18 protein-coding genes and 2 pseudogenes are annotated in these 21,189 nt (G+C 64.4%); 10 read left to right on the forward strand and 10 right to left on the reverse strand.

From position 1 onward, the window contains the following. The first annotated feature begins 10 nt into the window (after window positions 1-10). Window positions 11-715 (forward strand): ATP-binding protein, encoded by a 705-nt coding sequence (locus tag QNO18_RS18995; protein ID WP_283179108.1) that lies wholly within the window; start codon window positions 11-13, stop codon window positions 713-715. Window positions 716-757: 42 nt separating this feature from the next. On the opposite strand, the gene QNO18_RS19000 is transcribed toward QNO18_RS18995, so the two are convergent. The 3 genes from QNO18_RS19000 to QNO18_RS19010 all read right to left on the reverse strand — a co-directional run bounded on the left by QNO18_RS19000 (window position 758) and on the right by QNO18_RS19010 (window position 3,129). Continuing rightward, window positions 758-1,333, reverse strand: coding sequence for a L,D-transpeptidase family protein (locus QNO18_RS19000; RefSeq protein ID WP_092902264.1), 576 nt, complete (start codon window positions 1,331-1,333; stop codon window positions 758-760). A 122-nt stretch (window positions 1,334-1,455) separates the two neighbouring features. After that, the gene (locus QNO18_RS19005) at window positions 1,456-2,175 is read right to left on the reverse strand and encodes a L,D-transpeptidase (protein ID WP_283179109.1); all 720 of its coding nucleotides are present in this window, start codon (window positions 2,173-2,175) and stop codon (window positions 1,456-1,458) included. Between the two features lie 63 nt (window positions 2,176-2,238). Next, window positions 2,239-3,129 carry a DMT family transporter gene (locus QNO18_RS19010; RefSeq protein ID WP_283179110.1) on the reverse strand — a complete coding sequence of 297 codons (891 nt, stop codon included), beginning with the start codon at window positions 3,127-3,129 and terminating at the stop codon, window positions 2,239-2,241. Between the two features lie 191 nt (window positions 3,130-3,320). On the opposite strand from QNO18_RS19010, the pseudogene QNO18_RS19015 reads away from it, so the two are divergent. The 4 genes and pseudogenes from QNO18_RS19015 (at window position 3,321) to ugpC (ending at window position 7,598) form a co-directional block, all read left to right on the forward strand. Next, a pseudogene (locus tag QNO18_RS19015) lies at window positions 3,321-4,615 on the forward strand (extracellular solute-binding protein). A gap of 91 nt (window positions 4,616-4,706) precedes the next feature. Further along, the gene (locus QNO18_RS19020) at window positions 4,707-5,666 is read left to right on the forward strand and encodes an ABC transporter permease subunit (protein ID WP_283179111.1); all 960 of its coding nucleotides are present in this window, start codon (window positions 4,707-4,709) and stop codon (window positions 5,664-5,666) included. 4 nt (window positions 5,667-5,670) lie between these two features. After that, a complete protein-coding gene (locus QNO18_RS19025; protein ID WP_283179112.1) occupies window positions 5,671-6,513 on the forward strand; it encodes an ABC transporter permease subunit in 843 nt (280 codons plus the stop codon). Beyond that, the gene (gene ugpC, locus QNO18_RS19030) at window positions 6,513-7,598 is read left to right on the forward strand and encodes a sn-glycerol-3-phosphate ABC transporter ATP-binding protein UgpC (RefSeq protein ID WP_283179113.1); all 1,086 of its coding nucleotides are present in this window, start codon (window positions 6,513-6,515) and stop codon (window positions 7,596-7,598) included. Before QNO18_RS19025 ends, ugpC begins: the two co-directional genes overlap by 1 nt. A 15-nt stretch (window positions 7,599-7,613) precedes the next feature. Here the strand turns inward: ugpC and QNO18_RS19035 are convergent, their stop codons facing one another. Then, window positions 7,614-8,204, reverse strand: a complete 591-nt coding sequence (locus tag QNO18_RS19035) for a TetR family transcriptional regulator (RefSeq protein WP_283179278.1) — start codon at window positions 8,202-8,204, stop codon at window positions 7,614-7,616. A 141-nt stretch (window positions 8,205-8,345) separates the two neighbouring features. On the opposite strand from QNO18_RS19035, the gene QNO18_RS19040 reads away from it, so the two are divergent. The 4 genes and pseudogenes from QNO18_RS19040 (at window position 8,346) to QNO18_RS19055 (ending at window position 15,321) form a co-directional block, all read left to right on the forward strand. Next, window positions 8,346-9,542 carry an efflux RND transporter periplasmic adaptor subunit gene (locus QNO18_RS19040; RefSeq protein ID WP_283179114.1) on the forward strand — a complete coding sequence of 399 codons (1,197 nt, stop codon included), beginning with the start codon at window positions 8,346-8,348 and terminating at the stop codon, window positions 9,540-9,542. 10 nt (window positions 9,543-9,552) lie between these two features. After that, window positions 9,553-12,710, forward strand: a pseudogene (locus tag QNO18_RS19045) (multidrug efflux RND transporter permease subunit). 82 nt (window positions 12,711-12,792) lie between these two features. Continuing rightward, window positions 12,793-14,166 carry an efflux transporter outer membrane subunit gene (locus tag QNO18_RS19050; RefSeq protein ID WP_283179115.1) on the forward strand — a complete coding sequence of 458 codons (1,374 nt, stop codon included), beginning with the start codon at window positions 12,793-12,795 and terminating at the stop codon, window positions 14,164-14,166. A 114-nt stretch (window positions 14,167-14,280) separates the two neighbouring features. Then, window positions 14,281-15,321 (forward strand): alpha/beta fold hydrolase, encoded by a 1,041-nt coding sequence (locus QNO18_RS19055; RefSeq protein ID WP_283179116.1) that lies wholly within the window; start codon window positions 14,281-14,283, stop codon window positions 15,319-15,321. On the opposite strand, the gene QNO18_RS19060 is transcribed toward QNO18_RS19055, so the two are convergent. Genes QNO18_RS19060 through QNO18_RS19070 form a run of 3 tightly spaced genes read right to left on the reverse strand, consistent with a single transcriptional unit; the run spans window position 15,306 to window position 17,235 of the window. Next, a complete protein-coding gene (locus tag QNO18_RS19060) occupies window positions 15,306-16,310 on the reverse strand; it encodes a HAMP domain-containing sensor histidine kinase (protein WP_283179117.1) in 1,005 nt (334 codons plus the stop codon). The genes QNO18_RS19055 and QNO18_RS19060 overlap by 16 nt on opposite strands. Further along, the gene (locus QNO18_RS19065) at window positions 16,235-16,585 is read right to left on the reverse strand and encodes a hypothetical protein (RefSeq protein ID WP_283179118.1); all 351 of its coding nucleotides are present in this window, start codon (window positions 16,583-16,585) and stop codon (window positions 16,235-16,237) included. The genes QNO18_RS19060 and QNO18_RS19065 overlap by 76 nt, the downstream gene beginning before the upstream one ends. Next, on the reverse strand, window positions 16,582-17,235 hold the full coding sequence (locus tag QNO18_RS19070; RefSeq protein WP_283179119.1) for a response regulator transcription factor: 654 nt from the start codon (window positions 17,233-17,235) through the stop codon (window positions 16,582-16,584). Before QNO18_RS19070 ends, QNO18_RS19065 begins: the two co-directional genes overlap by 4 nt. A gap of 197 nt (window positions 17,236-17,432) precedes the next feature. Here QNO18_RS19070 and QNO18_RS19075 point away from each other — a divergent pair, with 197 nt between their 5' ends. Continuing rightward, window positions 17,433-19,070, forward strand: coding sequence for a sulfatase-like hydrolase/transferase (locus tag QNO18_RS19075; protein WP_283179120.1), 1,638 nt, complete (start codon window positions 17,433-17,435; stop codon window positions 19,068-19,070). Here QNO18_RS19075 and QNO18_RS19080 read toward each other — a convergent pair. From QNO18_RS19080 to QNO18_RS19090, 3 genes are read right to left on the reverse strand one after another with little or no spacing between them, the layout of a single operon-like run. After that, on the reverse strand, window positions 19,063-19,722 hold the full coding sequence (locus QNO18_RS19080) for an ABC transporter ATP-binding protein (protein WP_283179121.1): 660 nt from the start codon (window positions 19,720-19,722) through the stop codon (window positions 19,063-19,065). The genes QNO18_RS19075 and QNO18_RS19080 overlap by 8 nt on opposite strands. Continuing rightward, window positions 19,719-20,441 (reverse strand): ABC transporter ATP-binding protein, encoded by a 723-nt coding sequence (locus QNO18_RS19085; RefSeq protein ID WP_283179122.1) that lies wholly within the window; start codon window positions 20,439-20,441, stop codon window positions 19,719-19,721. Before QNO18_RS19085 ends, QNO18_RS19080 begins: the two co-directional genes overlap by 4 nt. Then, the gene (locus QNO18_RS19090; RefSeq protein ID WP_283179123.1) at window positions 20,432-21,184 is read right to left on the reverse strand and encodes an energy-coupling factor transporter transmembrane component T; all 753 of its coding nucleotides are present in this window, start codon (window positions 21,182-21,184) and stop codon (window positions 20,432-20,434) included. The genes QNO18_RS19085 and QNO18_RS19090 overlap by 10 nt, the downstream gene beginning before the upstream one ends. Between the last annotated feature and the right edge of the window lie 5 nt (window positions 21,185-21,189).

Below are 21,189 nucleotides of genomic sequence, written 5' to 3' on the forward strand. Positions count from 1 at the left end.
ATTGCGCCCGATGGTTACCGCCCTGAACGGGCTTTTTCGCCGGGTCGAGGCCGCGCGCGAACACGAGCGCAGCTTTACCGCCTTTGCCGCACATGAGCTTAAGACGCCGCTTGCCGGGCTGAAAACCCAGGCCCAGGTCGCGGTGATCGCCCCTGATGAGGCGACACGCAACCGCGCACTGGCGCAGATCTCGACCGGGGTGGCCAGAACCGACCGTATGGTGCGCCAGCTTCTCGACATGACAGCCGCAGAGAATGCCGATGGCAGCGGCCCGGATCAGGATGGCGCGCGGCTCCTTGCCGACCTGGCCGAGGGCCTGCAGGGGCTGGCGGCCCAACGCGGCGTGGCGCTTGAGATCCGGGGCGCAACCGGGCTCTGGCATACGGCGCATGCGATGCTGCTGGCGCCCGCTTTGCGCAATCTGATCGAGAATGCGATCCTTGCCTCACCTGCCGGTGGCATGGTCGAGGCAGGTCTTGCGCGCGCGGGTAATGAGGTGCGCTTCACCGTGCTGGATCGTGGCCCCGGCATCCCTGACGCCGACCGCGCCCATGTGACGGAACGGTTCTGGCGCGGCGCGTCCAGCCCTTCGGGCCAGGGCAGCGGGCTGGGCCTGGCCATCGTCGCGGCGGTGATGGAACGGATGGGCGGCAGATTGTCTCTCTCGGCCCGGGAGGGCGGCGGTGAGCGGGCAGAGTTGATCCTGCCCGCCTGAGCGGCCCGTTACCTGCCCCGCCCGGTTACCTGACCGCTCTGATCAGATGATCCGCACGCGGGTTCCCACCGGCACCACGGCAAAAAGCTGTTCGATATGCTCATTGTAAAGCCCGACGCAGCCCGAAGAGGACGGCCGCCCGATCTTGCGGGTGTCATGGGTGCCGTGGATCAGATAGGCAGGCCAGCTGAGATACATCGCATGGGTGCCCAGCGGATTGTCCTTGCCCGGCGGCAGATAGGCCGGCAGCGAGGGGTCGCGGCGGCGCATATCGGCGGTTGGCGTCCAGTCCGGCCCGACACGTTTGCGCACGACCTCGGTATAGCCGCGCTTCGTCAGCTCTTCGGTCAGAGGCACCGAGGTCGGAAACAGCCGGTAATCCTGGCCATTCCCCGACCAGTAATGCAGCGCACGCGAGCCGAAATCCGCGACGATGACACCCGAGCCGAGACTGTCGAAATGGTCACGCCAGTCCTGCATCTGAAAGCCCGAGGAATTGTGCCTCGGATAGGCCGGCAGCGCCTGGGTTTCGGCGCGCAAAAGCCCGGGCGCCGCCAGGGCGGTGAGCCCGGCGGCGGCGGTCAGCAGGGCGCGGCGGCGGGTGGGGTTGGTGCTCATCTCGGGTCTCCTTGGCAGGCACGCTTAACATGCTCAGAGCATGCAGTTGGGTCAGATACGGGCTTTGCCCCATCCCCGCCCGGATCACCCGCCGCGCTTAACCGAAGCTTAAGCCTGCCGCCTCAGCGCACCACGATTTTGGCGCCGATGGTCACTCTGGCGTGAAGATCAATGACGTCCTGGTTCAGCATACGGATGCAACCGGCAGAAACCGCGCGCCCCACCGAGGTCGGATCATTGGTGCCATGCACCCGGTAATAGGTGTCGCGCCCGTCCTTTTGCATATAAAGCGCCCGCGCGCCGAGCGGGTTCGAAATGCCGCCGGGCACCCCGTCCTTATATTTCAGGTAACGGCCCGGATTGCGCTTGACCATATCAGCGGTCGGAATCCAGCGCGGCCAGGACTGTTTGCGGTCGATCACCGCATCACCGCCATCAAACCGCATCGCATCGGGGCCAACACCGACAGCATAGCGCAGCGCCTTGCCCTCGGGCATCAGGAAATAAAGCGCGCGCGCGCCCTGATCGACGATGATGGTGCCAGGGACCTCACTGGTCTGGAATTCGACCACGCGGCGGACATGATCCGGGTTCATCTTTGCAGGGTCGATGCCGGCAATGATCTGGCCGCCATCTTCACGCGCGGCATACATCGCGGCGACATCACCGCTGACCGGCGCAAAGGCGATGCGCTTTTGCGCCTCGGCCCGTTCAGCTTCGGCCTTTGCTTCAGCGGCGGCAGCAGCGGCAACGGGATCGACAGGGATCGGCTCCACCGGCACACAGGCGGCAATGGCAAAAAGCGACAGCGCAAGCAAGGCGGCGCTGGACAGGTTCGGCATGGGACTACTCCGACAGATTTCGCGCGGGTCTTGCCCGCATAGCTTAAGCAGAACTTAAATACCTCAGGCCTGTCGCATCTGGGCGGCACGTGCGATCCATATGCCACAAAGCACGATCACCCCGCCAAGGGCCTGGCTCAGGGTCAGGGCCTCATCCAGCACCGCCCAGGCCAGCAGCGCGGCAATGACCGGCTGGAGCAAAAGCGTCAGCGAGGAAAAGGTCGCCGGAAGAAAGGCCAGTGCCCAGGCGATCAGGCTCTGGCCGCCGGCCTGGCTGATCCAGGACAGGCCGACCAGCACGCCCCAGCCCGCAAGCGTCAGGGGGATCAGGCTCGGGTCGGTGATCAGCGCGAAGGGGAAGACGGCGATCGCGGCGGCTGCGGTGCTCCAGAGCATGATCACGCCGGTGGCGAAGCGCTGCCGCGCCCGGCCAAGCATCAGGATATAGGCGGCGTACAGCATGGCGGCGAAAATCGCGATACCATCGCCCCTGAGATCGCCACCGCGCAAAGCCTCCGGCCCGCCCTTGAGCACGACAACCCCGACAATCGTGACTGCCAGCGCCAGGGCAAACAGCCGCCCCGGCGGTTTTTTCAGCACGATCCAGGCGAAAAGCGCCACGAAAACCGGCGCCATATTCACCAGGAGCGTCGAATTCGCGACCGACGTCAGATGCAGCGAGATATGCCAGGCCACCAGTTCGGCGCCAAGGATCACGCCGGGCAGGCTGATCTCGACCCGGTCACGCAGGGTTTTCGGCCGCCCTGCACCGCCTGACCGGCCCCCGCCCGCCATAAGCGCGAGCGGGATCAGCGCCAGCGCCAGTCGCCAGAAGGCGGTCGAGACCGAGCCGGTCTCGGACAGCCGCACCCAGATCGGCGAGCAGCCGATCAGCACGCCCCCCAAAAGCAGCCCCGGCAGGGCAAAGCGGTTCGGTTCGGTGGGGATTTGCATGGCGAAAGCATCCGGATCCGGCGCTCCGGCAGCACCTCTGACCGCTTTGTCACTTGCCGCGCAGGCGAAGACAAGCCCGCTTGCCCGCCAGGACCGCCGGGCGGATTGTCGCGAAACTGCTGCCCCGCTGCTGCACCCCTGTTACAATGCCCGGTCAGGTTCCGCCCATCTTCCCGATGAGGCATCCGGTCATGAAAAAACTCCTTCCCGCGCTGGCGCTGCTGGCAACCAGCACCGCAGCTTTCGCCAATCCGGTCCAGATCACCTGGTGGCACGGCATGGGTGGCGCCAATGAACAGGTGATCAATCAGGTCGCCGGGAAATTCAACGAGGCGCAATCCGCCTGCGCCATCACGCCTGTTTCGAAAGGCACCTATGAAGAAGCCCTGGCGTCCGGGATCGCGGCTTTCCGTTCGGGCGAGCAGCCGAATATCCTCCAGGTGTTTGACGCCGGTGCCGCCACCATCATCAACGCCAAAGGCGCCACTATCCCTGCCGAAGACCTGCTGATCCAGAATGGCCACAGCTTTGATCGCGACGCCTTTGTCGACGGGATCCGCTATTTCTATGCCGATGCGACGGGCAAGTTCATCGGAATGCCGTTCAATTCTTCGGCGCCGATCCTGTATCTGAACACCGAGGCTTTCGCGAAAGCCGGTGTCGAGGCCCCGAAGACCTGGGCCGAATTCGAAGCGGTCGCGCCGAAGCTGAAAGAGGCGGGCTATATCCCGCTGACCGCCAGCCAGCTGACCTGGCAGCTTTTCGAGAATTTCTACTCGCGCAACAACGTCCAGATGGCCACGAACCAGAATGGCTATGACGGGTTCGACGGCACCGAGCTGCGCGCCACCGCGCCCGAGATGATCGCCTTCTGGACCCGCCTCGCCGCCTGGCACAAAGACGGTCTCTTCGGCTTCTATGGCGCCGGCTGGGCCGACAACCAGAAGCCGTTCGAAGAAGGCAAGGTTGCAATGTGGATCGGGTCTTCGGGTCGTTCGGCGGGTTGTCGAAAACCGCGACCATGCCCTTCTCTGCCACGTTCATGCCCTATGATGAAACCATCACTGACGGCAACAAATCGACCTTCATCGGCGGTGCAGCGCTGTTTGCCATGTCCGGCAAACCCGATGACCAGAACAAATGCTCGGCGGATTTCTTCAACTTCCTGACCACGACCGATGTGCAGGCCTTCTACCATCAGGCCACCGGCTATGTGCCGATCACCAAAGCAGCCTATGAGAAATCGAAAGCTGATGGCTGGTATGAGGCGAACCCGGTTGCGGAAGTCGGCATCCTGCAACTTCTTGAGCCGCAGGGCGAATGGTCCAAAGGGTACCGCCTCGGCTTTTATCCGCAGATCCGCGTGATCGAAGAGCGCGAATTCAACAAGATCTTTTCGGGTGACACAACCGTCGAAGACGCGTTCAAAGCCATCGAGACCGAAGGCAATGAGCTTCTCGCCCGTTTCGCGAAAACCTCGGGCTGATCACCCCGCATGACCGGCCGGGCCTGCAGTTTTGCGGGCCCGGCTTTCGCCGTTTCTTTCCGCCCGCTTCTTTCCCCTGTGAAAGCCCAAGATGAGTGACGCCCCCCATCCCGCGCCCCCCGGTCTGATCCGGCGCTGGCTGAGCCGCCCCGGCCCCGCGCCCGAACCCGCAAAGCGCGTGCAATTCGACCAGCCGCTTTTGCCCTGGCTGTTCCTCGCGCCGCAGCTCGCGGTGATTTTCGTGTTTTTCTACTGGCCTTCGGTCCAGGCGATCACCTCGTCTTTCTATATCGAGGACCCGTTCGGGTTCGGCTCAACCTTTGTCGGTATCGACAATTACAAGGACGCGCTCGGCGCGCGCGAATATCAGCGGATCGCCGGTTTTACCGCGCTCTTCACCGTATTGGTGACGGTATTCTCGCTGGGCCTCGGGCTTCTCTTCGCGGTCAAGGCCGACAAGGTGATCCGGGGTCGCACCAGCTACCGCACCGCGCTGATCGCGGTATATGCGATCGCGCCGCCGGTGGCCGGGCTGATGGGGATGATGCTGTTTGATCAGCATATCGGGCCTTTCGTGCGCCTTGCGGCCTGGTTCGGCTATGACATGAGGGTGGGCATCAATTACTGGGATACCGCCTTCGCGATGATCCTGGTTTCCGTGTGGAAACAGGTGCCCTACAACTTCATCTTCTTCCTCTCGGGCCTGCAAAGCATCCCGGCCAGCGTGCGCGAAGCCTCGGTGATCGATTGCCGCAACGGCTTTACCCGGTTCCGCACCGCGATCCTGCCATTGCTGGCGCCGACGGCGTTTTTCCTCCTGATCATCAACATCACCTATGCGCTGTTCGACACTTTCGCGGTGATCGATGTGATGGTGAAGGACAAGCCGGCGAACAACCCGATGACGCTGGTCTACAAGGTCTATAATGACGGCTTTCGCGGCAATGATATCGGCGGATCAGCGGCGCAATCGGTGATCCTCATGGGGGTCGTGCTGGTGCTGACACTGATCCAGTTCCGCTGGCTGGAACGCCGCGTGCATTACGGGTGATGTGATGAACCGGATCAAACCCTTCGACCACATCATCCTCATCCTCGGCACACTTTTCATGTGCGTGCCGGTGCTGGTTGCGCTGATGACATCGACCCATTCGGCGGTCGATATCCATATGAACGGCCTCTACCTCACCCCGGGCGATAACGGGATCAAGACCTATCAGACCGTGCTGACCCGGCAGGGCGGCTTTACCGGCCAGGTGACTGGCCTGACGATGCTGATGAATTCGCTGATCCTCGGGATCGGGTTCGCGGTGGGCAAGATCGTGCTCTCGATGGCCGCCGCTTACGCCCTGGTCTATTTCCGCTTTCGGTTTGCGACTTTCCTCTTCTGGATCATCTTCACGACGCTTCTCCTGCCGCTGGAGGTCCGGATCATGCCGTCCTACCAGGTCATGTCCTCGCTGGGGCTTCTGAACAGCTATACCGGGCTGATCGTGCCGCTGCTGGCCTCGGCCACCGGCACGTTCTACTTCCGCCAGTTCTTCAAATCCGTCCCGGATGAGCTTTTGGAGGCTGCGCGGATCGATGGCGCAGGCCCGTGGAAATTCCTGATCGATATTCTGATCCCCCTGTCGAAAACCATGATGGCGGCGATCTTCATCATCATGTTCGTCTATGGCTGGAACCAGTATCTCTGGCCGATGCTGATGACGACCGAGGAACGGTTCTTCACCCTGATGCGCGGCATCAAGCAGATCCTCCAGGTCTGGATCGGCTCCCAGATCCCCGATTACAACGAAGCCTTCGCCCTTGCCGTTCTGGCCCTGCTGCCGCCCGTGATCGTGGTGGTGGTGTTCCAGCGCTGGTTCATCAGGGGCCTGACGGAAAGCGATAAATAATGGCCTCGATCACAATCACCGACGTCTCGAAAACCTATCCGGGGGCGAAAGCGCCATCGGTATCGGGCATCAGTCTTGCGATCCGGGATGGCGAGCTTATCGTGCTGGTCGGCCCGTCGGGCTGCGGCAAATCCACCTTGCTGCGCATGGTGGCGGGGCTGGAAGATATCTCGGGCGGCGAGGTGAAGATCGGGGATCGCATGGTGAACCGCATCGATCCCGCCGACCGCGATATCGCGATGGTGTTCCAGAATTACGCGCTCTACCCGCATATGACGGTGCGCGAGAATATGGCTTACGGGCTGAAGAACCGCCGCACGCCGGGGCCCGAGATCGAGGCCCGTGTCGCTGAGGCCGCGCGTATGCTGGAGCTCGGCCCCTATCTCGACCGCAAGCCCCGCGCGCTTTCGGGCGGACAGCGCCAGCGCGTCGCGATGGGCCGCGCGGTGGTGCGCCAGCCCTCGGCCTTCCTCTTTGACGAGCCGCTGTCGAACCTCGATGCGAAACTGCGGGTGACGATGCGCGGCGAGATCCGGCGGCTGCAAAAGCGGCTTGGCACCACCTCGCTTTACGTGACGCATGACCAGCTGGAAGCCATGACGCTTGCCGACCGGCTGGTGGTGCTGAACGAGGGCAGGATCGAACAGGTCGGTGCGCCGCTGGACATCTATCTGCGCCCGGCCTCGACCTTTGTCGCCTCTTTCATCGGTGCGCCGGCGATGAACCTGCTCGACGCGGAGCTCGACGGCGCACGGCTGCGCCTTGGCACTTCGGTGATCGAGCTGGGGCAGCTGCCGGGCGCGAAAGGTGCCGTGACGTTGGGGATCCGCGCCGAAGATCTGGTGCCATCGGCCACTGGCCTGCCCTTCCGCACAGATTTCATCGAAGAGCTGGGCGCGCAGCGTCTGGTGCATGGCCATATTGACCGCCAGCCGCTGGTGCTGACGCTTGATCCAGCCATGCAGATCGACAGCGAGATGCGGCTTTCGGTAGCTTCGGCAAAGCTGCATCTGTTCGAGACCAGCACCGGCAAACGCATCGCCACAGCCGCCCGCTCCGGCCTTGCGGTGCCCCAGACGGCGTGACCAGAGACCGTCTGATCAAAGACCCTCGCGGCGCATAACCTCAATCATATAGCCGCGCTTATCGGTGCCAAGCTCTTGCTCGATCCCGACCTCTTCCAGGAAGTCAAAGCCCTGAGAGGCGGCGATCAGCAAAAGCGACATCCGGTTCACGTCGAGATCTTCGGGGAAATCCTCTGCCGCCACCCCTTCTGCCAGGCTGGCGCAGACTTCGTTGCGCATTTTGCAGACGCCTTCGACAATCGCGGCCCGAACGGCGGAATCGCGACGCGTTTCCCAGGCCTCGTTCCAGAGCCGTTCGGCGACCCGAAGCAGCGGATCATCCTCGCCCAGGATCTGCGTCTTGCAGCCCGAAAGCACCGTGATCAGCCTTTCGCGTGGCGATAACTTGCGCAAGGCCGCGACGAGTTGCGGCTCCAGCCGGCTCCAGACCTCGCGCACGGCCTCGGCGCGCAGGGCTTCGGCCGAATCGAAATGGTGGTGGATCTGGCCGGGCGAACATTGCAGCTGGCAGGCGATGCGGCGCACCGTCGCCGCCGCAAGCCCTTCCTGCGCAACCAGTTCGACCACAGCATTCATGATCTGCTCACGCCGTTCCTCGCGCGACATATAGGCCAAATCATTGCCTCCGATTTCAGCATTTCATTCATTTTAGCAGGTCATGACACAAAAACAAGCTGGACACGTGTTCAAGTTGGACATATGCCCAGAACAAACCTGACTCCTCCTCCTTGCTTTTCAGGACATCCTATGCCCGTTTCGATTTTCCGTGCCCTGGCCGTTGTTGCCGGCATGTCTCTGTTGTCGACCACGTCCCTCCTGGCGCAGGAGGGCGGGATGCCGCCTGCCTCGGTGGGTGTCGTGATGGTTCAGCCAGAAAGCATCTCCGTAACCTCCGAGCTTCCGGGTCGCGTCTCGGCCACGCAGGTCGCCGATGTGCGCCCGCGAGTGGGCGGCATCATCGAGACCCGGGTGTTCGAACAGGGCAGCCTTGTGACGGCGGGCGATGTGCTGTTCCGCCTTGACAGCGCCAGCTATGAAATCGCGGTCGAAGCGGCTAAGGCCTCTGTCGCCCGTGCCGAGGCCGTGCTGGCCGAGGCCGAGGCGACCGAGCGGCGCTATGCCTCGCTCAATGAACGCAATATCACGAGCCAGGCCGAATTCGAGACGGCGACCGCAACGCGCCTCCAGGCCGCCGCCGCGCTGGCCGAAGCCAAAGCACAGCTGCGCGCCGCCGAGATCAACCTGAGCTATACCGAGGTCAAGGCGCCGATTTCGGGCCGTATCGGCCGCGCCCAGGTGACCGAAGGCGCGCTGGTTTCGGCGCAGGGCGAGGTGCTGACCACGATCCAGCAACTTGACCCGGTCTATGCCGATATGCAGCAGCCGGTCTCGGAACTCCTGCGTCTGCGCCAGGCGCTGGATTCGGGCGAACTGACCCAGGTCGAGCCAGGCGCCGCCCGGGTGGTTCTTTTGCTGGATGACGGCTCGCAATATGCCCATCCCGGCAAGCTTTTGTTCGCCGAAGCCTCGGTCGAACGGTCTTCGGGCCAGGTGACGCTGCGCGCTGAATTCCCCAATCCGGATGGCATCCTGCTGCCGGGCATGTATGTGCGGGTCTCGGTCGAACAGGCCACCGAAGCAGCGGCCTTCGCCATTCCGGGCCAGGCGGTGCAGCGCGATGCTTCGGGCAAAGCCATGGTCTATGTAGTGACGAAAGGCGCGGCCGAGCTGCGCACGGTCGGCCTTGGCCGGTCGGTCGGCAACCGCGTGACCGTGCATGACGGCCTGACTGCCGGCGATATGCTGATCGTTGACGGGTTCCAGAAAATGGGCCCCGGCGCGCCGGTTTCTCCGGTCTGCTGGGCAGACCCCTCGACCGGTGATACCCCCCCCGATGTCTGCGCAAAAGCGCTCGCTGCTCCGGCAGAAGCCGGCACGAACTGAGACCTGATCCATGGCAAAGTTTTTTATCGACAACCCGGTCCTTGCCTGGGTCATCGCGATCTTCATAACACTGGCGGGGGCGCTGTCGCTGCCGATGCTGCCGGTCTCGCAGTATCCTGATGTTGCGCCGCCGCAGGTCTCGATCTCGACCCGTTTCGCGGGCGCTTCGCCCGAAGATCTGTATCGGCAGGTCACCCAGCCCATCGAAGAAGAGCTGAACGGCATCCCCGGCATGCTCTACTTCCAGAGCACCTCGGAATCGACCGGGGCGGTGACCATCGACGTCACCTTCGAAGCCGGGACCGAAGTGGCCCAGGCCGTGGTCGACACCCAGAACCGTCTGCGCCGGGTCGAATCCTCCCTGCCGCAGCAGGTGCAGCAACAGGGCGTTCTGGTCGAAGAGGCAGGCGCGGGCTTTCTGATGCTGGTGGCGCTGACCGCGACACCGGAATCGGGTCTCGATGCCGTGGCACTTGGAGACTATATTTCGCGCAATGTCGTCAATGAGTTGCGCCGTGTTCCCGGCGTGGGCCGTGCCCAGGTCTTTGCGACCGAACGCGCGCTTCGCGTCTGGGTCGATCCGGCGAAACTGGTGGGTCTGGATCTTTCCGTGACCGACATCACCACAGCCATTGCCGAACAGAACGCCCAGGTCGCGGCAGGTTCCATCGGCGCCGAACCCGCGCCCGAGGGCACCCAGATCCAGGCGACGCTGCTGGTGACCGGCCAGCTTTCCAACCCCGAGCAATTCGGCAATATCGTGCTGCGCTCGGCCGAGGGTGGCGGCCTGGTGCTGTTGAAAGACGTCGCGCGCATCGAAATCGATGCCGAGATGTATGCGTTCAAGACCTTCCTCAACGGGCAGGAAACCGCGGCCATCGGCATCCAGCTGTCGCCGACCGGCAATGCGCTGGACACCGCCTCCGGCGTGCGTTCCGTGATGGAACGGCTGGCGCCGATGTTCCCCGAAGGGATCGGCTATGAGATCCCCTATGACACCACGCCCTTCGTCTCGGCCTCGATCCACAAAGTGGTGATGACGCTGCTGGAAGCCGTGGGCCTGGTCTTTGTCGTGATGTTCGTCTTCCTGCAGAATTTCCGCTATACCGTGATCCCGACCCTCGTGGTGCCGATCGCGCTGGCGGGGACGCTGGCGGTGATGCTGGCGGCGGGGTTCTCGATCAACGTGCTGACCATGTTCGCGATGATCCTTGCCATCGGTATTCTGGTCGATGACGCCATCGTGGTCGTCGAAAACGTCGAGCGGATCATGTCCGAAGAAGGGCTGCCACCGAAAGAAGCCTCGAAAAAGGCAATGGGGCAGATTTCCGGCGCGATTGTCGGGATCACGCTGGCGCTGATGGCGGTGTTCATTCCGCTGGCCTTCTTCCCCGGCTCGGTCGGCATCATCTACCAGCAATTCTCGCTGACTATGGTGGTCTCGATTGCCTTTTCGGCCTTCCTTGCGCTTTCGCTGACGCCGGCGCTTTGTGCGACCTTCCTCAAGCCGGTCGCGAAAGGGCATGGCCATGCGAAACGCGGCCTCTTTGGCTGGTTCAACCGCAATTTCGACCGCGCCACCAAGGGCTATACCGGCGCAGTTGGCGGGCTGACGCGGCGTGCGGGGCGGATGATGATCATCTATGTCGCCCTGGTGGCTGGCCTTGGCTGGTTCTATGTCAAAATCCCCTCGGCCTTCCTGCCAGATGAGGATCAGGGCTTCCTGATCGCCAACCTCCAGGCTCCGCCCGGCGCCACCACCTACCGGCTGCGCGAAGTCACCAAACAGGCCGAAGGCTTTGCTCTTGGCATGGACGGCGTCGATTCCATCGTGGTGATCCAGGGCTATTCCTTCTTTGGCCAGGGGCCGAATTCGGGGCTTGCCTTCGTGACGCTGGATGACTGGGCCCAACGCAAGACGCCGGAACTCTCGGCGCCGGGCCTTGCGGGCCAGCTTTCGGGAATGCTGTTCTCGATCCGCGATTCCATCGCCTTCGCGCTGTCGCCGCCGCCGATCCAGGGGCTGGGGACCAGTTCCGGCTTTGCCTTCCGGCTGCAGGACCGCGCCAATATGGGCAATGCGGCACTGCAGGATGCGGCGAACCAGATCCTTGCCGGCGCGGCCGACAGCCCGATCCTCGGCCAGATGTATGTCGAAGGCCTTCCCGCCGGCCCGCAGCTGAGCCTGCGTGTCGACCGCGAAAAGGCCAATGCTTTCGGCGTCACCTTTGGCGAGATCAACCGCACCATCTCGGTCGCGCTTGGCTCGGGCTATGTGAACGACTTCCCGAATGACGGCAAAATGCAGCGTGTCATGGTCCAGGCCGAGGCGTCGAGCCGGATGAACATCGAGGACGTGATGAAGATCAACGTCCGCAATGTGCAGGGTGGCATGGTGCCGCTGTCATCCTTTGCCACCGCCGAATGGGGCTACGGCCCGACGCAGATCGTCGGCTATAACGGCTACCCCGCGCTGAGGATCAATGGCGAGGCGGCACCGGGCTATTCCTCGGCGAGGCCATCGCCGAGATGGAGCGTCTGGCGGGCGAGCTTCCCACCGGTTTCGCCTATGAATGGACCGGCCAGTCGAAGCAGGAGATCGAAAGCGGCAGCCAGGCGCCCATGCTGATCGGTCTGTCGATCCTCTTCGTCTTCCTCTGCCTTGCCGGTCTTTACGGCAGCTGGTCGATCCCGCTCTCGGTCATGCTGATTGTCCCGATGGGCGCTATTGGCTCGGTCGCGGCGGTGATGTGGGCGGGGCTGTCGAATGACGTCTTCTTCACCGTGGGCCTGATCACGATTGTCGGGCTCTCGGCCAAGAATGCCATTCTGATCGTCGAGGTCGCGAAAGACCTGATCGCCGAAGGTCAGGAGCTGATGGCGGCCACCATCGAGGCCTGCCGTCTGCGCTTCCGCCCGATCCTGATGACGTCCCTTGCCTTCACCATGGGCGTGGTGCCTATGGCGGTGGCGACCGGCCCCTCGGCGGCCAGCCAGAACGCCATCGGGATCAATGTGGTCGGCGGTATGATCGCGGCCACGGTCCTTGGTGTGCTCTTCGCGCCAATCTTCTTCGTCTTCGTGATGAAACTCTTCGGGACGCATAAACGTCTCAAAAAGACGGGTTCCGCCAATGATACCCAAGGATCTGTCCATCCGGCGGAATAACCCTGGCGGGGGCATGGCAGAGCATGCCCCCGTCGCTTTCTTTGTCTTCCCATTCCGGCCCCATAACAAAAAGACCGCATCCATGAGCAGCACCCCATTCCGGCCCCGCCTCGGGCGTTACCTCGCGATCCTGCCGCTGACGCTGGCGCTTTCGGCCTGTGTCACGACAGAATATACCGCACCGACCGCAGACACCGCCGCCGCTTTCGCAACCAGTGCTCCCGCCCGCAGCGCCAATGGTGCCTGGTGGCTCAGCTTCCAGGACAGGACCATGGACGGGCTGATCACGACGGCCCTTGCGCGCAACCTCTCGATCCATGAGGCGGTCGCAGCCATTGACGAGGCGGGCGCCGGTGTCGCCGCTGCCCGCGCAGCCAGCCTGCCACAGGCCAGCGCCGGCGCCAGCGCGACGCGGGGCGACAGCCAGGGCTCCGGCGCGATCACGGAAAGCACTTCCGCGACGCTTTCAACCTCGTGGATGTTTGACATTTTCGGCGGCAACCGCTCGGCCCGGGCCGCGGCCATTGCCGAACTCGAGGCTTCGAAGCTATCCGAAGAGGCCGCGCGCCGCGCCGTCACCGCCGCCGTGGCCACGACCTATATCGACCTGCGCTATTACCAGCAAAGCATCGCTTTGACCCGGCAAAGCATCAGCAGCCGGCGCGAGACGCTGCGCCTGACCCAGGACATGCTGGAAGTCGGCCAGGCCAGCCGCCTTGACGTGCTTCAGGCCGAACAGGCCGTGGCCCAGGCCGAAGCGAGCCTGCCGGTGCTGGAGACCGGTTTCGATCAGGCGGTGAACCGGCTTGCGACGCTGACAGCCTCGCGCACCGCCGTTCTGCGCCCGCAGCTGCAAAAAGGCGGCGCGCAGCCCTCCGCGCGCTCGAACCCCTCGGTCGGTTTGCCTGCCGACGTGATCCGCGCCCGTCCCGATGTGCAGATCGCCGAGCGCAGCCTTGCTGCCGCCGTCGCGCGGATCGGTGTGGCCGAGGCAGAGTTCTGGCCTTCGGTCAGCCTGTCAGGCTCGATCCGCCCGATGAATGTCAGGGGCGGCGCCAACCCGACCTCCTGGTCCTTCGGACCTGCGATCAACCTGCCGATCTTCACCGGCGGCGCCAACCGGGCCAATCTGAAAGCCGCAGAATCGCGGGCGGTCCAGGCCCATATCCGCTGGCAGGCCGAAGTGCTCGACGCGGTGGAAGAGGTCGAGAACGGCCTTTCCGCCTGGCGGCGCGGCGGCACCAATGTGGCGGCACAGCGCAAGCTGGTCTCGACCGCGCAAGAGACGGTGACACTGGCACGTGATGCCTGGCAGGCCGGACAGACCGATTTCTTCACCGTGCTGGATGCCGAACGCACCGCGCTTACCGCCCGCACCGCACTGGCGGGCGCCGTGCGGGATCAGGCGGCGGCCTATGTTGCGGTCTCGATCGCCGCAGCCGCTCCGATGAAGTGAGGCGGGATCCGGGTTTTCATACAGCTGTCACCGGGGTTATGGTTTCATAACCCCCGGTGCAGGCCCGCATTTCCCGCCTGCACCTTCCCCGGATGACCAGCGGAGTGCCCCTCATTGCGCCCTGCCCTGATCCTTGTGCTTGTGCTGGCGGTGCTGGCCTGTACCCCGCGCCCCGGGCCAGATGTACTTTTGCCAGTGGCTGAGGGAACCCTTCCCGACGCCACGACCCGGCGCGTCTGGATTGTCACCACCCGCGCCCGCGACCCGGTCAATGCCTGGAGTTTCGGATCAGGCCGCGCGCCCTCACCGGACTATGGCTATTTCGACATCTCGGTGCCACCCGGCCATAAGCCCGGCGCGATTGAATGGCCGAAAGGGCGCCCCGATCCCGCGACTGATTTCGTCACGCTCGGCCAGGTCAGCCTGGCCCCACGCGCCTTTCTGCAGGATCTGGGCCATGAGCAGACCGGCGTCTATGTCCATGGCTTCAATACGTCATTCCAGGAAGCGCTTTATCGCCTCGCGCAGCTCTCGGCGGATGCGCATGTCCCCGGCAATCCGGTCCTGTTCTCCTGGCCGTCCCAGGCCCATGTCGCGGGCTATATCGCTGATCGTGACGGGGCGGATTACTCGCGTTCGGCGCTGGCGGGCCTCCTTTCGGATCTGAGCCGGGGGCGCAAAACCACCGAGCCCGTGATGGTGCTTGGCCATTCCATGGGCGGGCGCCTGGTGATGGAGGCCTTGCGGCAGCTGCAGCTTGAAGGCCGCAGCGATGTGCTGGACCGGCTGGAGGTGATCCTGGCCGCGCCCGATATCGATCTGGATATGTTTCGCGAACAGATGGCCGTGATCGGGCAGCTGAAGCATCCGCTGACGGTGCTGGTCTCATCCGATGACAAGGCGCTGGCCTTTTCCGCCCGCCTGGCGGCACGGCGCGAGCGGCTCGGAACCGTCGATGTCAAGGATCCCGCGATCCGCGAACTGGCGCGTCGGCTGGGGATCCGCATCATTGATATCACCGATCTGCCCAGCGATGACCCGGCCCATAGCCGCTATGTCAGCCTTCTGTCCGGGGCCGGGGAAAGCGCGGTGACCAACGTGTTTCAGGGGCTGCGCCAGGCCGGGGCCTATGCCCTGGATCAGCTGGGGCTCTGATCCCCCTGCCCCGCCGAAGGGGCGCTGGCGCCGGGCAGCGAGATTTCGACCCGCGCCATGCCATCCGCGATCCGGCGGGTGATTTTCGCCCCCATGGCCGAGGCCAGTTCGGCGCTGATGGTCAGACCGAGCCCGGTACCGGTCGATCCCGGTCGTTTGGCGAAAGCCTGATCATGGAATTCCGTGCCACTGGTCGGATTCTCGATCAGCACCTCAGCTCCGGCGCCGGGCGCTTCGCGGATCCGCAGCAAGACCTGGCCGCTGCCATGCTCCACCGCATTCTCGATCAGATTGCGCAACAGGATCGCAAGTGCATCGGGGTCGGCGGCAACCTGAACCGCCTCAAGATCGCCGTCATCGAACCGGATCTGCCCCGCCCCGGTTTCGCGCAGCAAAAGCCGGGTGATCCGGATCAGATCCGCCGGTCCGCGCCCGAGCCCGAGACCCGCCTCGGATCGCGAGAGCTGCAAGAGCCGCTCCACCCGCCGCGTCAGTGCATCAAGCATCGGCAGCGTCGCGCGGGCATCGGCATCCTGCGACAGATCAAGCCGGGCGCGGATCGCGGCGACCGGTGTGCGCAATTCATGCGAAGCATTGGCGATAAAGGCGCGTTCGGCATCACGCAGCGCACTGACCCGCGCGATATACTGGTTCAGCCCATGGGCCAGCGGATGGAGTTCATCGGGCAGCCCGGCCTCGGGCACCGGCGAAAGATCGGCGGGCGGGCGGCCTGCAATCCCTGCGGTCAGATCTTCCAGCGGCGCAAACCCCTTTGCCAGGCTCTGACGCAGGCCCCAGATCAGCAAGAGGACCATCGGCAGGATCAGCACCAGAAAGGCCGAGGCCGCCTCGAACATTTCCTCGCGCCGCCAGGCCTCATTATGGGCGACCTCGATCACGGCGTTTTCCGCACTCACCCGCAGAACCCGCCAGCCATTCGCATTATGGAAACCATCGCTGGCAAGTGCGGGCCAGGGCTCGGTCGGCACCGGATCCCCCGCCCGCAGGATCCGCAGCACCCGCTCGCCATTTCCGGGATCGATGCCGATATTGCGGGGATCACCTGACCGGGGCTCGCCTCGATGTAAAGCACCGTGGTTTCCGCCATGGCCTGGAGCTCTTCATCCAGCATCTCGTTGATTTCATGGTCCAGAAACAGCGTCGCCAGCGCAATCGCGCCCAGCCAGGCCAAAAGCACAAGCCACAGCACGCGCCGGGTCAGACGGCGACGGATCGACCAGGACTTGCGGCCCGCGCCGCTCATGTCAGCACATATCCGAGGCCGCGCCTTGTCTCGATCATCCCGGCACCGATCTTTTGCCTGAGCCGCGAAATATAGACCTCGACCGCGTTCCCTTCGATGGTCGCGTCGAAATTATAAAGCGCCTCTTCCAGCGCGGGTTTTCCCAGCACCCGCCCCCGCGCACCCAGAAGCGCGTCAAACAGCGCCCATTCGCGCGAGGTCAGGCGGATCTCCTCAGCCCCGCGCCAGAGCCGTGCCGCCGCGCGGTCGACCTCGATCCCGCCGATCTGCAGCCGGGCCTCCGGCAGGAACTGGCCGCGCCGCGCATGGGCGCGGATGCGCGCCGACAGCTCGGCCAGATCAAAGGGTTTGACGACATAATCATCGGCACCGGCATCAAGCCCCGCGATCCGGTCGCTGATCTGGTCGAGCGCGGTCGCGATGATCACTGGCGTCCGGTCGCCCGCCCTGCGACGCTCGCGCAGGACCGACAGGCCGGAACCATCGGGCAGGCCCAGATCCAGGATCACACAGGCATAGTCCCCGACCGCCAGCGCGGCCAGCGCGCCCGCGGCATCAGCGGCATGATCAACCGCATGGCCCGCAGCCGTCAGATGACGCAGCACGGAACCGGCGAGATCAGGGGAATCCTCGACAAGAAGCAGGCGCATATTGGCTGCATAGCCTGCGGATGCGGCTGAGGCGAGAGAATTGCGGGCCCATTAGACGCCTGCGCAGAAAAACGATTTCGCGGGGGAGGCTGCAAGCCTGGCGCAAGGTTCGGCGGCGACAAGCCAGGGATAAATGGCCCGCATGTGGCCAATGTTTACCAGGGCCCGGCCCCAGCCGGCGCCAGAAAGACAGGCATATGTCGCTTTTCGAATCCCTCCGGCGTCTTCCGCGCCCTGTTGTCCCGCATCTCGTGCTGAACCTTGCAGTGGCCTCCTTTGTGATGCTGGCGCTCAATCACGGGTTCTGGACGCGGCTGATGGCGGAATTTCCCGCAGCGCCCGGCCGGGTGGTGATGTTCGGCTTCGGGGTCTGGGCGCTGACGCTGCTGAGCCTTGAATTGCTCGGCCCCGGGCGCCTGCAAAAGCCGGTGGCGGCGGTGCTGATCCTCCTCGCCGCCACCGCCAGCTATTATGAGCGCAATTTCGGCGTGCTGATCGACCGCGAGATGGTGCGCAATATCTTTGAGACCACGGTCACGGAATCGCGCCATCTGATCACGCTGCGGATGGCCGCCGAAATCTTTCTAACCGGCGTGCTGCCGGCAGCGCTGGTCTTCTGGCCGCGTGTCAGCCGTGTCGGGCTGATGCATCAGCTCTGGCGCTGGCCTCTGGGCGTGGCGCTGAGTTTTGCACTGATGACCGGCGCCTTGTTCAGCCATTACAAGGATTACTCGGCCATGCTGCGCGAGCGCCATGACCTGATGGGGTCCTATCAGCCTGGCGCCAGCCTGACCGCAGGCATTCGCTATGCGCGCGAGCAGTGGAAGACCGCCGACCCCACCGCCGCGCCTTATGGCCGGGATGCGAAACCTGGCGAAGCGCTGGCCCGCGCAGACAAGCCCGTCTTGCTGGTCGTCTTTGTCGGAGAGACCGCGCGGGCGCAGAATTTCGGCCTGAACGGCTATGCGCGCAACACCACACCGGAGCTCGCGAAGCGCGATGTGATCGCCTTTACCGATGCCTCTTCCTGCGGCACCTCGACCGCCGTGTCGGTGCCCTGCATGTTCTCGGGCCTCGGCAAGGCCAGCTACAGCCGCGAGGGCGCGCTTGGCCGCGAGAATCTGATGGATATCCTCGGCCATGCCGGGATCACCCCGCTCTGGGTCGATAATAATACCGGCGATCAGAATGTGGCCAGCCGTACCGGCTGGGCGCGGGTCGATGCCAGCCTTGCGCCGGAAGCCTGCGCGGTCGAATGCACGGATGAGGCACTTTTGCCGGTAATCCGCGACCGGCTGGCAAAGATCGACCGCGATACGGTGCTGGTTCTGCATATGATCGGCAGCCATGGCCCCGCCTATTACCTGCGCTACGGGCCGGAGCGCGCGGGTTTTGCCCCTGCCTGCGAAAGCGCGCAATTCTCGGATTGCACCGCAGAGGAGATCGTCAACGCCTATGACAATTCGATCCTCGAGACCGATCACGTTCTGGCCAGCACCATCGACATGCTTGCCGCAGCTCAGAATGTGATCCCGGCCATGGTGTTTATGTCGGACCATGGTGAATCACTGGGAGAAAACGGCCTCTACCTGCATGCCGCCCCCTCGTTCATGGCGCCTGCCGAACAGACAAAAGTGCCCTTCGTCCTCTGGCTGGATCCGCGCTTCTCAGGCGCGATGGGGCTCGACACCACCTGCCTTGCGCAGGAGGCGGCACAGCCGGTCAGCCATGACAATTTCTTCCACACCGTGCTGGGGCTGATGGATGTCAGCACTTCGGCCCGCGACGCCGCGCTGGATCTGACCGCGCCCTGCCGCAACCCGGGCCTTATGTGAGGCGGATGCCATCGTCGCCGAAGACCAGTTCGGCCCCGGCGATGGCCTCCGCGAAATCGCGGTCATGGGTCACCGCAAGGATGGTGGTGCCCTGCGCCGCCTCCGCGCGGATCAGCCGGATTACCTTTTGCCGGTTGATCCGGTCCAGCCCGCGCTGGATCTCATCAAGCAGCAAAAGGCGCGGCCCATGCGCGATGGCCGAAGCCAGCGCGACCAGGCGTTTCTCGCCAGCGTCAAGATCAAGCGGGTGCTGCGCCGCGAGGCCCGCAATCCCGAGCCGTTCCAGCGCCTGAGCGGCCAGCGCGGCGGGGTCCGGCAGGTCGAGATTGCGGGCAGTCAGCGCCACCTCGTCCTGAACTTTCGTGCGCAGGAAATGGCGGTCTGAGGATTGTGCGACCATGCCCGCAACCCGGGCCAGATCGCGGGCTTCCGGGCCTGCCGGATCGACACCCGCGACCGAGATCCTGCCCGAAAGCGGCTTTTCCAGCCCCGCGAAAAGCCGCAAGAGGCTGCTTTTGCCACGGCCGTTGGGGCCAAGTACCGCCACCACCGCCCCAGGGGCAAATCGCAGCGAAAGCCGCTCAAAAAGCCGGGCCTGGCCGGGATAGCCGAAGCTCAGATCCTCTGCGATCACCGTATCTTCGCGCGTCATGCCGGTTGTCCTGCCAGAAAAATACGCTCGGGCAGCGGCGTCGCGAACAGCGCCTCTGTCGTCAGCGGGCCGCGCATCTCACCCTGATCCAGCAGCAAATGGTGATCCACCAGCCCCGCCATCCAGGACTGCCAGCCAATATCAAGGAAGATCACCGCCATCTCCCAGGGCAGGCTGCGCAGATGCCCGGCCAGGGCATCGCGGCTTTCGGCATCGAGATCGGTCATCGGCTCGTCCAGGATCAGCAGGCGCGGCCGCATCGCAAGCGCGCCGGCCAGCGCCGCGCGCTGTGTCTCACCGCCCGAGAGCCGACGGCAATCGCGCTCTGCGAGATGGGTCAGGTTCAGGAAATGCAGGGCTTCTGCCGTGCGCGCGCGGATCTCGGCCACCGGCAGGCCAAGATTTTCCGGCCCGAATGCCACCTCTTCACGCAGGCTGTAGCCGCGCCCGCTGAGCTGCAAATGCGGCCGCTGCCCCACGACCTGTACAAGGCGCGCATGATCCGCACGCGACATGGACCGCAGCGCCTCGCCCTGCCAGTCGAGCCCGCCCTCTGTTGTCAGGAACCCCGCAAGGCCGCGCGCCAGCGTGGTCTTGCCCATGCCATTTCCGGCCAGGATCGAGAGCCGTTCTCCCGGCGCCAGGGTGAAAGACAGCCCGCTGAACAAAGGGGGTTTGCCCGGCCAGGAAAAGGAAAGATCACTTACGTTCAGCGCCATAGCAGCAAAAGCCCCAGTTGCAGCAGCGCAAGCGCCAAAAGGCCCCGGCGCAGCCAGATCTCGCGCGCCGTGTCTTCCACCGGGTCGATGAGCCCGCGCTTCGGGCTGGCGCGAAAGCCGCGCAACTCCAGCGCCTCGGCGCGGACAGGGGCTTCGGTGATCAGCCCGCGCACCAGCGGATTGACCATGCCAACCAGCATCCGGAACCGCTCGCGCAGGGGGCCGCGCGCCGAAAGGCCGCGCATCTGCAGACTGTCGCGGATCTGCCGCGCTTCCTGGCCGACGCTTTCCACCAGCGATAAGGGCGCCGTCAGCAGATAAGAGACCGAGGGTCTGACCCCTGCCCCGTCCAGCGCCCGCGCCAGATCTGAAGGGCGCGTGGTCATCACGAAAATCAGGCTGACGGACAGCAAAAGCGCCAGCCGCGAAAAGACCAGCAGCGCATAGCGCAGCCCTTCGGGATAGCAGGCAAAGGGGCCGCATATGCCGGGCGGCCCCCGCTCGATCAGGAAGCCATGCACAAGGCCAAGCGCGAGCCCGACCGGCAACATCAGCACCAGCAGCCGCAGCCCCAGGGCGCGACCAAAGCCAAGCCCTGCCGCCCCTGCCAGCGCAAGACACAGCGCCCCCAGCAGCACCGGCGCCGGCCAGAGGGGCAGCATCGCCGCCACCACCGCCAGCACCGCGAGCCGCGTCAGAGGGCTGGAGCGCCGCCAGGAATTATCAGGGCCGGGCCTGTACATGACAA

It is taken from the genome of Gemmobacter sp. 24YEA27, from assembly GCF_030052995.1.
Taxonomy (GTDB): Bacteria; Pseudomonadota; Alphaproteobacteria; order Rhodobacterales; family Rhodobacteraceae; genus Pseudogemmobacter.